This is a genomic window from Novosphingobium sp. BL-S-34, assembly GCF_056857015.1.
Genome location: NZ_CM166472.1, coordinates 1,168,076 through 1,181,085, shown reverse-complemented (window position 1 = coordinate 1,181,085; position 13,010 = coordinate 1,168,076). Strand labels below are relative to the sequence as shown.

At 64.7% G+C, this 13,010-nt stretch carries 15 protein-coding genes and 1 tRNA gene; 14 read left to right on the top strand and 2 right to left on the bottom strand.

Annotated features, from left to right (window positions below; all coding sequences use genetic code 11):
• Positions 1–29: 29 nt before the first annotated feature.
• From rseP to rpmE, 5 genes are all read left to right on the top strand, one after another.
• The gene (gene rseP / locus AC1VV3_RS05450) at positions 30–1,415 is read left to right on the top strand and encodes an RIP metalloprotease RseP (protein WP_431566734.1); all 1,386 of its coding nucleotides are present in this window, start codon (positions 30–32) and stop codon (positions 1,413–1,415) included.
• Between the two features lie 157 nt (positions 1,416–1,572).
• The gene (bamA, locus tag AC1VV3_RS05445; protein ID WP_465128132.1) at positions 1,573–4,230 is read left to right on the top strand and encodes an outer membrane protein assembly factor BamA; all 2,658 of its coding nucleotides are present in this window, start codon (positions 1,573–1,575) and stop codon (positions 4,228–4,230) included.
• Positions 4,230–4,832, top strand: a complete 603-nt coding sequence (locus AC1VV3_RS05440) for an OmpH/Skp family outer membrane protein (RefSeq protein ID WP_431566736.1) — start codon at positions 4,230–4,232, stop codon at positions 4,830–4,832. The genes bamA and AC1VV3_RS05440 overlap by 1 nt, the downstream gene beginning before the upstream one ends.
• A 20-nt stretch (positions 4,833–4,852) precedes the next feature.
• On the top strand, positions 4,853–5,305 hold the full coding sequence (fabZ, locus tag AC1VV3_RS05435) for a 3-hydroxyacyl-ACP dehydratase FabZ (protein WP_132263601.1): 453 nt from the start codon (positions 4,853–4,855) through the stop codon (positions 5,303–5,305).
• A 117-nt stretch (positions 5,306–5,422) separates the two neighbouring features.
• Entirely contained in the window at positions 5,423–5,650 is a 228-nt protein-coding gene (rpmE, locus tag AC1VV3_RS05430) for a 50S ribosomal protein L31 (protein ID WP_021235635.1), read from the top strand.
• Positions 5,651–5,757: 107 nt separating this feature from the next.
• Here rpmE and AC1VV3_RS05425 read toward each other — a convergent pair whose 3' ends face one another.
• Positions 5,758–6,108, bottom strand: coding sequence for a PilZ domain-containing protein (locus AC1VV3_RS05425; protein WP_314464412.1), 351 nt, complete (start codon positions 6,106–6,108; stop codon positions 5,758–5,760).
• Positions 6,109–6,266: 158 nt separating this feature from the next.
• Here AC1VV3_RS05425 and AC1VV3_RS05420 point away from each other — a divergent pair, with 158 nt between their 5' ends.
• Complete coding sequence (locus tag AC1VV3_RS05420) at positions 6,267–6,824, top strand: superoxide dismutase family protein (protein ID WP_431566737.1); 558 nt, start codon at positions 6,267–6,269, stop codon at positions 6,822–6,824.
• A gap of 39 nt (positions 6,825–6,863) precedes the next feature.
• On the opposite strand, the gene AC1VV3_RS05415 is transcribed toward AC1VV3_RS05420, so the two are convergent.
• Complete coding sequence (locus AC1VV3_RS05415; RefSeq protein ID WP_132263594.1) at positions 6,864–7,496, bottom strand: prolyl hydroxylase family protein; 633 nt, start codon at positions 7,494–7,496, stop codon at positions 6,864–6,866.
• A gap of 178 nt (positions 7,497–7,674) precedes the next feature.
• Here AC1VV3_RS05415 and AC1VV3_RS05410 point away from each other — a divergent pair.
• From AC1VV3_RS05410 to AC1VV3_RS05375, 8 genes are all read left to right on the top strand, one after another.
• Positions 7,675–7,751, top strand: a tRNA-His gene (locus AC1VV3_RS05410).
• A gap of 107 nt (positions 7,752–7,858) precedes the next feature.
• A complete protein-coding gene (ccmC, locus tag AC1VV3_RS05405; RefSeq protein ID WP_132263592.1) occupies positions 7,859–8,587 on the top strand; it encodes a heme ABC transporter permease CcmC in 729 nt (242 codons plus the stop codon).
• A 25-nt stretch (positions 8,588–8,612) separates the two neighbouring features.
• Entirely contained in the window at positions 8,613–8,753 is a 141-nt protein-coding gene (locus tag AC1VV3_RS05400; RefSeq protein WP_165921337.1) for a hypothetical protein, read from the top strand.
• A 2-nt stretch (positions 8,754–8,755) separates the two neighbouring features.
• Positions 8,756–9,235, top strand: coding sequence for a cytochrome c maturation protein CcmE (gene ccmE, locus AC1VV3_RS05395; RefSeq protein WP_431566738.1), 480 nt, complete (start codon positions 8,756–8,758; stop codon positions 9,233–9,235).
• A gap of 10 nt (positions 9,236–9,245) precedes the next feature.
• The gene (locus AC1VV3_RS05390) at positions 9,246–11,225 is read left to right on the top strand and encodes a heme lyase CcmF/NrfE family subunit (protein WP_431566739.1); all 1,980 of its coding nucleotides are present in this window, start codon (positions 9,246–9,248) and stop codon (positions 11,223–11,225) included.
• On the top strand, positions 11,222–11,776 hold the full coding sequence (locus AC1VV3_RS05385) for a DsbE family thiol:disulfide interchange protein (protein WP_431566740.1): 555 nt from the start codon (positions 11,222–11,224) through the stop codon (positions 11,774–11,776). The genes AC1VV3_RS05390 and AC1VV3_RS05385 overlap by 4 nt, the downstream gene beginning before the upstream one ends.
• A gap of 44 nt (positions 11,777–11,820) precedes the next feature.
• Positions 11,821–12,210: a cytochrome c-type biogenesis protein gene (locus tag AC1VV3_RS05380; protein ID WP_243841153.1), complete on the top strand. Its 390-nt coding sequence runs from the start codon at positions 11,821–11,823 to the stop codon at positions 12,208–12,210.
• 17 nt (positions 12,211–12,227) lie between these two features.
• Positions 12,228–12,998, top strand: a complete 771-nt coding sequence (locus AC1VV3_RS05375) for a tetratricopeptide repeat protein (protein ID WP_482962027.1) — start codon at positions 12,228–12,230, stop codon at positions 12,996–12,998.
• Positions 12,999–13,010: the final 12 nt, after the last annotated feature.

Below are 13,010 nucleotides of genomic sequence, written 5' to 3'. Positions count from 1 at the left end.
GGCACGCGGTCCGAAAAGGATTCCCTGAATTGACCGGATCGCCCAACCTGCTGACGACGATCATTGCATTCCTGTTGGTGCTGGGGCCGCTCGTGCTGATCCATGAGCTTGGCCACTATCTGGTGGGACGGCTGTTCGGCGTAAAGGCGGATGCCTTCTCGATCGGTTTCGGCAAGGAGATCGCGGGCTGGACCGACCGGCGCGGCACCCGCTGGAAGCTCTCGGCCCTGCCGCTGGGCGGCTACGTCCAGTTCGCCGGCGACATGAACCCGGCCTCGGCGCCCCGCGCCGGGGAGGACGGCCTCACGGCCGAGGAACGCGCCAGGACCTTCCATGTGAAGCCGCTGTGGCAGCGTGCGCTTATCGTCTTTGCGGGCCCGCTGACCAATTTCGTGCTCTGCGTGCTGATCCTGGCCGGCTTCGTCTATGCCCACGGTCGTTTGATCGCGGATCCCGAGGTGGTCGGCTTCTCGGAAACTTCCGCGGCCAAGGTGGCGGGCGTGCAGATCGGCGATCGCATCGTCGCCATCGACGGCAACCGCATCGGCAGCGTCACCGACATTCCCGAACACACCGTCTATTTCCCGGGCAAGAACGTGGAACTGGTCGTGGACCGGGAAGGGCGCTCGGTCGTTCTGCCGGTGACCCTGGCCGGCGACGAAGTGAGCGACGATTTCGGCAACAAGGCCCGGATCGGCGACCTCGGCCTCGATTTCGCGGTCCCGGTCGTAAGCGGCTTCATGGGCGATTCCCCGGCCGAGCAGGCAGGCATGAAAGTGGGTGACCGGATCGTTGCCGTCGGTGAGACTCCGATCAGCAGCTTCCGCGAAGTGCCGCCGCTGATCATGCCCATGCCGGGCGCCAGGACGACCATAACCGTCATGCGCGAGGGCCAGGCGCATGTCCTGCCCATGACCATCGGCAGCGCCATCCAGAAGGACGCGCAAGGCCGCCAGGAAACCGTCGGGCGTATCGGTGTCCAGTCCGGTTTCGGCCGACTTGAGCCTGTTGGGCCGGTCGCCGCGCTGGGTATCGGCGTCGATCGCAGCTTCGCGCTGATGGGCACGATAGTCACCGGGATCCGGCAGATCGTGACCGGAGACCGGTCCGTCCGAGAACTGGGCGGCCCGATCAAGATCGCCAAGTATTCCGGCGAGCAATTCTCGCTGGGATGGGAGCCTTTCGTGGGCTTCGTGGCGATGATCTCGATTAACTTGGCATTCATCAATCTCCTGCCAATTCCTGGCCTCGACGGCGGGCACCTGGCTTTCTATGCGGCCGAACTGGTCCGTCGCAAGCCGCTGGGACTGCGCAGTCAGGAATGGGCGATCCGCACCGGGGTGGCACTCGTGCTTGCCCTGATGGTGTTCGTCACGGTCAACGATCTGGCATCGCTCCCGATTTTCGGGGGATAGCCTGGAGAATTCATCAGCCATCACATTTCCGCCGGGATTGGCTGCTTGATTGGACGTCGTCCATCGGGCAGATGGGCGCGATTACCCGTCGTCATGACGGGCAGCCTGGCGGGTCGGTCGAAGTCCTCGCGAAAGCGAATACAGGAATTTGCGTAGAATGATCGGATTGGAAATGGGTCGCAGCACTGAAGCTCGCCGTGCGCCGCAGCTTGCCGTAGTGCTCCTGGGGACCACGATCCTCGCGGGCGCCCCCGGCATTGCCCTTGCGCAGAATGCACCTGCCCCCGCCGCTCCCGTCTCGGCTCCCGCTCAGGCCCCCGCCGAAGTCGGCGAAACGATCCAGACGATTCAGGTTACCGGCGCCGAACGCCTCGAAGCGCAGACCGTGCTTTCGTACATCCAGCTGCGCGTCGGCCAGCAATATACCAAGTCCGCCGGCGACGCCGCGCTCAAGGATCTCTACGGAACCGAGCTGTTTTCGGACGTGCAGGTCAACAACGACAAGGGCGTCGTGACCATCACGGTCAAGGAAAACCCGGTCATCAACCGCATCATCCTTGAAGGCAACAAGCGCATCAAGGACGACAAGATCCTGCCCGAGATCAAGGTCTCCCCGCGCCAGATCTTCACCCGTTCCAAGATCCGCGCCGACGTGGCCCGCATCATCGAACTCTACAAGCGCCAGGGCCGTTACGCCGCGACTGTCGAGCCGAAGATGGTCATGCTCGACCAGAACCGCGTCGACATCGTCTTCGAGATCACCGAGGGTGACAAGTCCAAGGTGCGCCAGATCAACATCCTGGGCAACGAGCAGTTCTCCGACGGCGAACTGCGTAGCCAGATGGTGACAAAGCAGGCCCGCTTCACGCGCCTGTTCAGCTCGGGCACCAGCTACGATCCCGATCGCATGGCCTTCGACCAGCAGAAGCTGCGCCAGTTCTACCTGACGCAGGGTTATGCCGATTTCCGCGTCGTCTCGGCCGTGGCCGAACTGACGCCGGACAAGAAGGACTTCATCATCACGTACGTGGTGGAGGAAGGTAAGCGTTACAAGTTCGGCGACGTGAAGGTCGAGAGCCAGCTGCGCGATTTCGATGGCGACAAGCTGGCCAAGAACCTCGCGCTCCACAAGGGCGACTGGTACAACGCCAAGCTGGTCGAAGACACGATCGAGGGCCTGAACGACACTGCCGGTGCCTTTGGCTATGCCTTCGCCGACGTGCGCCCGCAGTACGATCGCGACAAGGAAAACCTCACCATGGGGCTGACCTTCGTGATCCAGGAGGCGCCGCGCGTCTATGTCGAGAAGATCGACATCAACGGCAACACCCTGACTCAGGACAAGGTGATCCGCCGCGAATTCCGCCTTGCGGAAGGCGACGCCTTCAACTCGCTGCAGGTCAAGCGTTCGACCAACCGCATCAAGTCGCTCGGCTACTTCCAGGAGAAGTTCGAAGTCGAGCAGAAGCCTGGTACGGCCGAGGATCGCATTATCCTCGAAGCCAACGTCGAGGAAAAGCCGACTGGCGAACTCCAGCTCTCGGCCGGTTTCTCCAGCCTTGAGCGCTTCATCTTCCAGGCTTCGATCCGCCAGCGCAACTTCCGCGGCCGTGGTCAGACGGTGGGCCTGTCGGGCAGCTATTCGTCCTACTCGAAGTCGGTCGAAGCCAGCTTCGTAGAGCCGTACCTGTTCGACAAGAACGTGTCGCTGGGCGTCGATATCTATCGCCGCGATTACAACAGCTTCAATTACACGAACTCGGACCGCAACACGACTTACCAGCAGTCGACCACGGGCTTCCAGGTTCGTGCCGGTGTGCCGCTGACCGAATACCTGACCGCCATCGGCCGCTACACGCTCAACTACGATGATGTGTCGCTGGACAAGGGTACGTACTACTCGGTCGATTCCAACGGTAACTACGCATGCGACCCGCTGCGTGCCGGCCGTTATCTCTGCGATGCGATCGGCAAGCGTCTCAGCTCGATCCTCGGCATGTCGGTGGTTTACGACAATCTCGACAACCGCCAGCGTCCGACCCGCGGTGAAACCATCTCGGCCAACGTCGACGTGGCGGGCCTCGGCGGCGACGTGAAGTACTATCGCCTGCGTGCCAATGCGGCGAAGTACTGGCCGCTCGGCAAGGGCTTCATCTTCTCGATCCAGAGCGAAGGCGGCCTGATCAAGGGCTGGGGCGGAGACGATGTCCGCCTGACCGACCGTTTCTATCTGGGTGAGCCCCAGATCCGCGGCTTCGGCATTCGCGGCGTGGGACCGCGCGTCGTGCGCCAGTATCTTACCGCGGACAGCGACGGGAACTACACCGTCAAGGGCGAGGATTCGGACGACGCTCTCGGCGGCAAGTATTACTACATGAATCGCGCCGAACTCGAGATTCCTCTGGGCTCGGGTGCGCGTGAGATGGGTCTGCGCCCGTCCATCTTCGTGGATGCCGGCGCGGTCTGGGCCATCAAGTCGCCAGTTCTGAACCAGTGCCCGAGCGGCTGCTTCATCGGTTCGCGCGACTCCAGCGGTAACCAGCTCTACACCGAGACGGCAACCGACGGCACGACCTCGACGACCACGAGCGCGACCAACTCGGTCACCGGTGCAGCGAATGCCGCCATCGGTACCACCAGCTACTTCACCGAAACCTTCGAGGGTAATACCTGGAAGCCGCGCGTTGCCATCGGTTTCGGCGTGAACTGGAACTCGCCCTTCGGGCCGTTCCGTATCGATATCTCCAAGGCGCTGCTCAAGTATGACGGCGACAATACCAAGACCTTCACTTTCAACGTGGGAACTCAATTCTGATGAACATGCTTCTCAAGTCCGCCGCTCTGGCCTCGGGCCTGGCGTTTGTCGCTCTGGCCCAGCCCGCGCTCGCGCAGGCTGTGCCCGCGTCGAAGGTGGCCGTGGTCGATCTCGACCGCGTTGCGCGTGAGTGCAACGCCTGCAAGACTGCCAACCAGTCGCTGCAGCAGCAGATCCAGGCTTTCGAGGCACGCCGCAACCAGCTGCAGACCTCGCTCCAGCCTGAAGCCCAGGGCCTCGAAACCGCAGTCAAGGCGCTGAACGGCAAGCAGCCCGATGCCGCGCTGCAGACCCGCATCCAGGCCTACCAGCAGAAGGAACAGCAGGCCGGCCAGGAACTGCAGGGCCAGCAGCAGCAGATCCAGCGCAACCAGGCCTATGTCGGCCAGCAGATCCAGGCGCAGCTGCAGAACCTCTACAAGCCCGCCATGCAGAAGCGCGGCGCCAACATGCTGGTCGAAATGGGCCAGACGCTGGCCTACGATCCCGGCCTGGACGTGACCACCGACGTGCTGACCGCGCTTAACGGCGCGCTCACCTCGATCAACACCACGGCTCCGGCGCAGCAGCAGCAGCCTGCTCCCGCGGCCTCGGGCCGTTAAGGGCAGCGGCGGGTAAAGCGATGAGCGAGCCGACCGAGTTCGTCTACGACACCGCGAAGATCCTCGCGGCTCTGCCGCATCGCTACCCGATGCTGCTGGTCGACCGCGTGGTCTCGTTCGACGAGAACGAGATCCATGCGGTCAAGGCCGTGAGCTTCAACGAGGACTTCTTCCAGGGCCACTTCCCCGGCCGTCCGATCATGCCCGGCGTGCTTCAGATCGAAGCGCTGGCGCAGGCGGCCGGCATCCTCGCGATCGAAGCACTCGGGCTCGCCGGAACCGGCAAGCTGGTCTACTTCATGGCGATCGAGGAAGCGAAGTTCCGCAATCCCGTGACGCCGGGCAACCTGCTCGACCTGCGGGCCGGCTTCGTGCAGAAGCGTTCGCGCGTCTGCAAGTTCTGGGGCAAGGCCTCGATCGGCGAGAAGGTGACCTGCGAAGTGAACTTCACCGCCATGATCGCTGACGCCTGACGGGAAGGGGAGGGCCAGCCTTCCCTTGACCCTTGCATTTTCGGGGGCGTCCGTGTAAGGGCGCCGCTTTCCGAAGCAGGCCGGTCGGAACCGGCCATATGCGAAGAGAGATACGACATGAAGGCCGATACGCATCCCGACTACCACATGATCACCGTCCAGATGACCGACGGCAGCACTTTCCAGACCCGCTCGACCTGGGGCTCGGAAGGCGACACGCTGGTCCTCGACATCGATCCCACGTCGCACCCGGCCTGGACCGGCGGCAAGGCCCAGCTGCAGGACGGCGGCCGTGTTGCCCAGTTCAACAAGCGTTTCGGCGGTCTTTCGCTCAAGAAAAACTGAGCGCAGACAGCTTCGAACACAAAGAAGGCGGTCCTTTCGGGCCGCCTTTTTTGTTGTCCGGTTCAGGTTTATCCGATTCGCGCGGCAGCGTGTCGGAGGCGTCCTGGTCAGGTCTCGAAGCCGAAATCCATGAGATCGAGCCAGTCCAGCCGTTCGGCGGGGACGGGGCGGAGGAACTCCATCCCGGCGGCATCACCGCGCACCCAGCGCACGATTGCCTGCAGCGCGGGGGCGCCGGTTTCCAGTCGGATCGAAACGAATGCGCCCGGGCGCAGCCAGTCCGCGTCGCCCCGAACGCTGCAACCATGGGACGAGACGTCGGCGAGTTGGACCGATGCGGGGCCGCCGCGGGCCGATTCCAGCGTGGCATCGTAGCAAGTGACGTGCCGGTGTTCGCGGCGCCGGTCGTCGCGAGCCCGCGTGGGGCTGGGCATGAGCCTTGCGAGCGATGCGTTCACTGTGCGATGTCCTTGGCGTACCGTTGAAAATTCGGAGCCAATTTCCGTCAATACCGTTAACGGACAGTCACCGTGGGGCGATCGGAACCAAAATCTCCGGCCGGTCCTGATGGAATGAGGCAGATGCCGGTTTGCCGGCTTGCAGATGGAGAAGCGCAATGAACCGTAACTTCCGTATCCTGACCGCCTGTGGCGCCGCACTCGTGGCCAGCGCCGCTCTCGCCGGACAGGTGCAGGCTCAGGACACCGCAGCGGCCGCGCCGATGGTTCACGCCGATGTCATCGGCCTGGACGGCAAGCCGATGGGGACCGTCATGCTTCAGGACACGACGGGCGGCGTGCTCGTCACCACCGATCTCAAGGGGATTCCTGCCGGCGACCATGGCTTCCACTTCCACGAGAAGGGCGTGTGCGAACCGGCGCAGAAGTTCACCACGGCCGGTGGTCACTTCACGGGCGGCGACCACAAGCACGGCCTGATGGTCATGGGCGGGCCGCACGGCGGCGACATGCCGAACCAGCACGTCGGCGCGGACGGCGTGCTGAAGGCGCAAGTTCTGAATACCGGCGTGACGCTGGCCGCAGGCGCCAAGTCACTGGCCGATGCGGATGGTTCGGCGCTGGTCATCCACGCCGATCCCGACGACTATACCAGCCAGCCTGCCGGCAACGCCGGTGGCCGCATTGCCTGCGCGGTGATCAGCGCTCCGAAGTAATCCTGGCGAGCGGGGCGCGCTCGCTGGGCTGCTCCCCGCTCAGCCCCAGGGCTTTTCCCGGTACCACTGGGTGATGACGTACTTGTAGCCCTTGCGCACCTTCATCGCGTGATGGAGCGTGGCGGCATTGAGCGTACCGTCGGCGCGGCGGTTGTTCCAGGCGATCAGCTTCCCGCGCTCGGGCTGGATGAGCTTGTCGATCACCTTGAACCGCGTGGCGCCGCCGGCCTCAACATCGTTGAGGTAGACCATGAAGGTCCAGGTCCGCTGGCCCGCGACCGAACAGTATTTGTCGTAGTCGCTGTTGTTGGGCTCGAAGTAGTCGGTGTGTGCCTTGAATTCCTGGCCCACCTCGTAGCGCTGGCCCTGGAGCGGCTCCGCGTGGGCGATGTCGATGCCCGACAACTGCGCCAGCTTGTCCGCCAGAGCCGCCACGGCGGGATCCTCGGGTGAAAGATCACAGGTCGAACTGGTGCGGAAGGCATCGTCACCGTTGTAGTTGGCGATCGTCGAGGGCCGATGCTGCGCCTCGATCATGGCAAGCAGAGCGTCGCATTCCTCCCCGGACAGAAACGCGCGCAGGACGAAGAGGTCCAGCCGCGATGAGGGGAAGCGCTGCACGCCATGGCGCGAGAGCAGGATGTCAGCAGATGATTCGCCGGGAGACTTCATGCTGCACCCTTAGCGGGCCGCTCCGGGCGAGAAAATTGCATGAGTTTCGGCCTGATCCAATTTTTTGCTTTGCAAGAGGGCAAACCTTGTGCAAAGGGCGCCCTCCGCAACGGTCGCTGCAAAGCGAAACGGAGCGGAATTCGGAAGACGCGTCGTTTCAAACCGCGTTTGCCGTGTGGCGATTGTAGCTCAGTTGGTTAGAGCGCCGGTTTGTGGTACCGGAGGTCGTGGGTTCGAACCCCATCAATCGCCCCATTTCTCCTTCTTCTATCGCCATATGGATCAAATGCCGGGTGAAATTCCCGATGCTTTGACGTAGGCCACTTGCTCCTTTCCCTGCGGACGATAGAACGCCTTCGACCATGCACGGCCTTGCCAATCCCGCCCGGTTCCTGCGCATCGCCCGATGGCTGATGCCGCTTTGCATGGGCATCGGATTCGCCGTGGCGTTCGGGGCGCTGGGGTGGGGGCTGTTCTTCGGCCCGGCAGAACGTCTTCAAGGCGAAACCGTTCGCATCGTCTATCTCCACGTCCCGGCCGCCTGGCTCGGCATGGCGGGATGGATGGGAATCGCGGCCGCCAGCTTTACCGAACTCGTCTGGCGCCACCCGCTCGCGGGCATAGCCGCGCGGGCCTGCGCAGTGCCCGGGGCGGTGTTTACCGCGGTCTGCCTGATTACCGGATCGCTCTGGGGAAGGCCGGCCTGGGGCACCTGGTGGGTCTGGGATGGCCGGTTGACCAGCATGCTGGTGCTGCTTTTCCTCTACTTCGGCTGGATGGCGCTTTCCCAGGCGAGCGAGGCTGCCGACGGCAGCCAGAACCGCGCACCCGCCATCTTCGGCCTGGTGGGCGCCGTGAACATTCCGATCATTCACTACTCGGTCATCTGGTGGAACAGCCAGCACCAGGCGCCCAGCATCAGCCTGGGCAAGTCGGCGATGGCCGGCGATTTCCTCTGGCCGCTGCTTCTGGCAATGCTGGGTTTCACACTGCTTTTCGCAGGGTGCGTCCTGGCGCGGATGCGCGCGATCCTGGCAAACCAGCAAGCCGAAGCCCGCTTGCGGCGCAAGGCCCTGAGCGAGGCCTGGTGACAGTCATGCCGGATAAGAGGAACTGATGCGCGAGGCGATGGACCCCTGGATCTTCGTGGCCGCGGCCTATGTGGTCGGGATCGGTGCGACCGTGACGATGGCGGCATGGTCGCTGCTGTCGATGCGTCGTGCAGAGAAGCGCCGCGACGATGCGAGGAAGCGCTGAGCATGGCGCAGACGGCCCATGTCCGCGCTGGCGGGATCAAGGCGAAGCACCAGAGGCTGGTCCTCCTGGCCGTGGCGCTGGTCGTTCTCGTCGGCGCTGCCTTGCTGGCGGCCTGGGCTTTGCGCAACCAGGCCAGCTATTTCTACGTGCCGGCCGAGATCGTGGCCAAACCGCCCGAGCCCGGCCGCGCCGTGCGGCTGGGCGGGATGGTCGCGCAAGGCTCCCTGAAGACCGAGGCTGACGGCGTAACGATCGCCTTTGTCGTGGAAGACGGAAAGGCACGCGTTCCGGTGCGCTTCAAAGGGATCGTCCCTTCGCTCTTCGTGGAAGGTTCCGGCGTCGTCGCCGAAGGGCATCTGGATCCCGGCGGCACGTTCCAGGCGGACAATCTCCTGGCCAAGCATGATGAGAACTATGTGCCGCGCGAAATGAAGGACATGAGCAGGGAACAGGCCGAGCAAGTGATGCGCGAGACGAAATGAGCGACGCGGGATGATAGCCGAACTCGGACTTGCCGCCCTCTGGATGGCCGCGGCGCTGGCCGGCCTGCAATTGTTGGCCGGCATATTGGCATTGACCGGGCGCGGCGCCTCGCTGGGCGGGATCGTGCGGCCGGTGGCGGCGGTGCAGGGCGTCCTGGCGCTGATCGCCTTCCTCTGCCTGATCGCCGTCTTCGCGACGACGGATCTTTCCGTGAAGCTGGTGGCGATGAACTCGCACTCGCTGAAGCCGCTGATCTTCAAGGTGGCGGGAACCTGGGGCAATCACGAAGGCTCGATGCTGCTCTGGGTCACGGTGATGAGCTTGGCCGGTGGTTTCGTCGCGCTCGTGGAACGGCGGCTGCCGGAGCCGACCATGCTGGCGACCCTGGCCGGACAGGCCTTTGTCAGCTTGGGCTTCTATGCCTTCCTGCTGATCGCCTCCAACCCGTTCGACCGCCTTTCCCCGGTCCCGGAGGAAGGCAATGGGCTCAATCCCCTGCTGCAGGATCTTGGGCTCGCGTTCCATCCGCCCACGCTCTACCTCGGTTATGTCGGTCTTTCGGTGGCCTTCAGCTTCGCCATCGGCGCGCTGGTCACGCGGCAGGTCGGCCCGGCTTTCGCGCGTGCCATGCGCCCCTGGGTGCTGGGCGCCTGGATCTTCCTGACGCTGGGCATCACGGCCGGCTCCTACTGGGCTTATTACGAGCTGGGCTGGGGCGGCTGGTGGTTCTGGGACCCAGTGGAAAATGCTTCCCTGATGCCCTGGCTGGCGGCGACGGCGCTGCTCCATTCGGTAAGCGTGCTGGCATCCCGCGATGCGCTGAGGGCCTGGACGGTGATGCTGGGCGTGGTGGCCTTCTCGATGTCGATGATCGGCACGTTCCTCGTGCGCTCCGGCATTCTCACCAGCGTGCACGCTTTCGCCGTGGACCCGCAGCGCGGTTCTTTCATTCTCGCCCTGCTGGCGATCAATATCGGCGGCGCCCTCACTCTCTTCGCGCTGCGGGCCGGGACCGTCACCGAAGGCGAGCGTTTCGCTCTCGTCAGCCGCGAGGGCGCGCTGGTGTTCAACAACGTCATGCTTTCGGCGATCCTGGGCATCGTCCTGTTCGGTACGCTCTACCCGCTGGTGGCCGAGACGATGGGCGCGAAAGTCTCCGTCGGACCGCCCTATTTCAATCCGATGGGCGCGCTTTTCGCGGTGCCGATGCTGGTGATCCTGGCCGTCGGCCCCATGCTGCGCTGGCGGCGCGATTCGTTCGCCCGGGTCGGCCGGTCGCTGGTCATTCCGGCGATGCTGGTGGCGGCGGGCATCATCGCCATGGTGGTGGTCGGCGGCGTCGGTCTCCTGCCCACGCTCGGCTTTGCGCTGGCGCTGGGGCTTGGCTGGGCGAGCGTGCTGCCGCTCAAGGGCCGCAACTTGCGCCGCACGCCTTTGCCGATCTGGGGCATGGTTCTCGCGCACTTCGGGATTGCCGTCTCGCTGTTCGGGATGAGCTGCGAGAGCGCATTTTCGGTCGAGAAGCTGGTTGCGGTGAAAGCCGGCGACGCGACGGCCGTGGGGCCGTGGCAGATCAAGCTGGACGCGGTGGAGCCCATGGCGGGCCCGAACTGGACCGCTCTCGAAGCCCGGCTGCTGGTGCGTTATGGCGACTACGGGAAGGTTACGCAGCTCGACCCGCAATCGCGCAGTTTCTGGGCGCCGCCGCAGCAGACCAGCGAATCGGCGCTGCTCACCCGCTGGAATGGCCAGCTTTACGCCGTGCTTGGCGGCGAGGCGGATGACGGCCGCTGGCAGCTGCGCCTGTGGTGGAAGCCTTTCGTGCCGCTGATCTGGCTGGGCGGGGTGCTCATCGCCCTGGGCGGGTTGCTGGCTCTGTTCGGCCGCGTCGCCAGCGACTTGCGCCGCATTTTCGCGCGCGAGAAGATCGCCTATCGCCGGGGCCGCATGGCCGATTTGCAGCGCGCGCAGGAGGGCGAGGAGCCATGAGCGCGCCTGTGCGAACCAAGGCGCCTGCCTGGGCGATCTGGTTGCCGCTGGGGCTGTTCCTGGCTTTCGCGGCGCTGGTCACGATCGGCCTCCTCCGGCCGGCGGACCGGACGGTCGCCAGCACCCTGATCGGCAAGCCGATGCCGGCGTTCGCGCTGCCGCCCGCCCTGCCTGACCGACCGGGCCTGGGCAGCGCCGACATCGCCACCGGCAAGCCGCATCTCGTCAATATCTTCGCCTCGTGGTGCATTCCCTGCCGGGTCGAGGCGCCGCAATTGCGCGCTCTGGCCGGAGCGGGGGTACCGATAGTGGGGATTTCGGTGCGCGACAGCACCGAGGCGCTGACCGGTTTTCTCAAGGAAAACGGGGATCCCTATCAACGGATCGGCGCGGACGACGATGGCAAGGTGCAATTGGCACTGGGCTCGTCCGGCGTGCCCGAAACCTATGTGATCGATGGGCGGGGCGTCATCCGCTACCAGCACATCGGTGAGATCCGCCCCGAGCATGTCGCGATGATTCTGGCGAAGCTGCAAGAGGCGTCGCAGTGACGCGGCGCCCGGCATCCTTGTCCCTGGCGACTTTGTCCCTGGCGATGGCGCTCTGGCTGACCGTGCCCGCGGCCGCGCAGGAAGAGCAGTCCACGGCGCCGTTCGCTTATCGCCAGCTGGATGACCCCGCCAAGGAACAGCAGGCGCAGGCGCTGATGGAAACGCTGCGCTGCCTGCAATGCCAGGGCCAGTCGATTGCTGATTCGGATGCGCCCATCGCCGGGTCCATGCGTTCGCTGGTGCGCGAGCGAATCGCGGCCGGCGAGCAGCCCGAGGCGATTCGCGGCTGGCTGATCGAGCGCTATGGCGACTACGTCAGTTATGCGCCGCAGCTTACCTCGCTGACCTGGCCCCTGTTCGCCTTGCCGGTCGTGCTGATCGGACTGGCCGCGCTGCTCCTGCGCAAGCGTTTTCGCCGGGGAGAGGCGCGATGACCTGGGTTTTTGTCGCCTTGCTGGCCATCCTGTCGTTCCTGGCCATCGTCTTCCTGTTCAAGGCGCCGAAAGGCGGCCGAGAGGCGGTGGCGGCGGCACTGATGCTGGGGGCGGCAGGCTATGCCGCTCAGGGGCGGCCCGGCGAAGCCGGAGCGCCCAAGGAAGCCACGGACGCGCAGAATCCGGAAGCTGGCCAATTCTTCGTGGAGGCCCGTGCCCGGTTGCGGGACCAGGGCATCCCCACCAGCAACCATTGGGTTATCATTTCCGACGGGCTGGCCCGCAATGGCCATTATGCCGACGCCGCGCAGCTCCTGCGCGGGGCTATCGAGGACGATCCCAAGGATTCCGAAGCCTGGCTGGCCCTGGGCAACGTCCTTGTCGCCCATTCGGAAGGCGTGCTGACGCCGCCCGCGCTCTATGCCTACCGGCGGGCCGTCAAGGCCGATCCGAAGGCGCCCGGGCCGCCTTATTTCCTGGGGCTGGCCATGGCTCAGTCCGGTCAATTGACACAGGCGCGCGCATTATGGGCCGATCTGCTGAAGACGGCGCCCAAGGATGCCGACTGGCGGGTGTCAGTGGCGCAGCAGCTTCAGCGGCTCGATGTCTTCATCGCCAGCCAATCGCCGTCGGCCGTACAGGCGGAGGAGCAGACCCGGCAGGCACCGGATGCCAAAGGTCAAGATGCTCAGGCTCAAGAACTTCGGGCCCCGGAATCCGGGCCTGAGCCCAGGAAAGAGCGGACGCCGCCATCGCGGAATCCCCAGCCCATGCCGCCGCGTCGATGAACCTTCAACTAA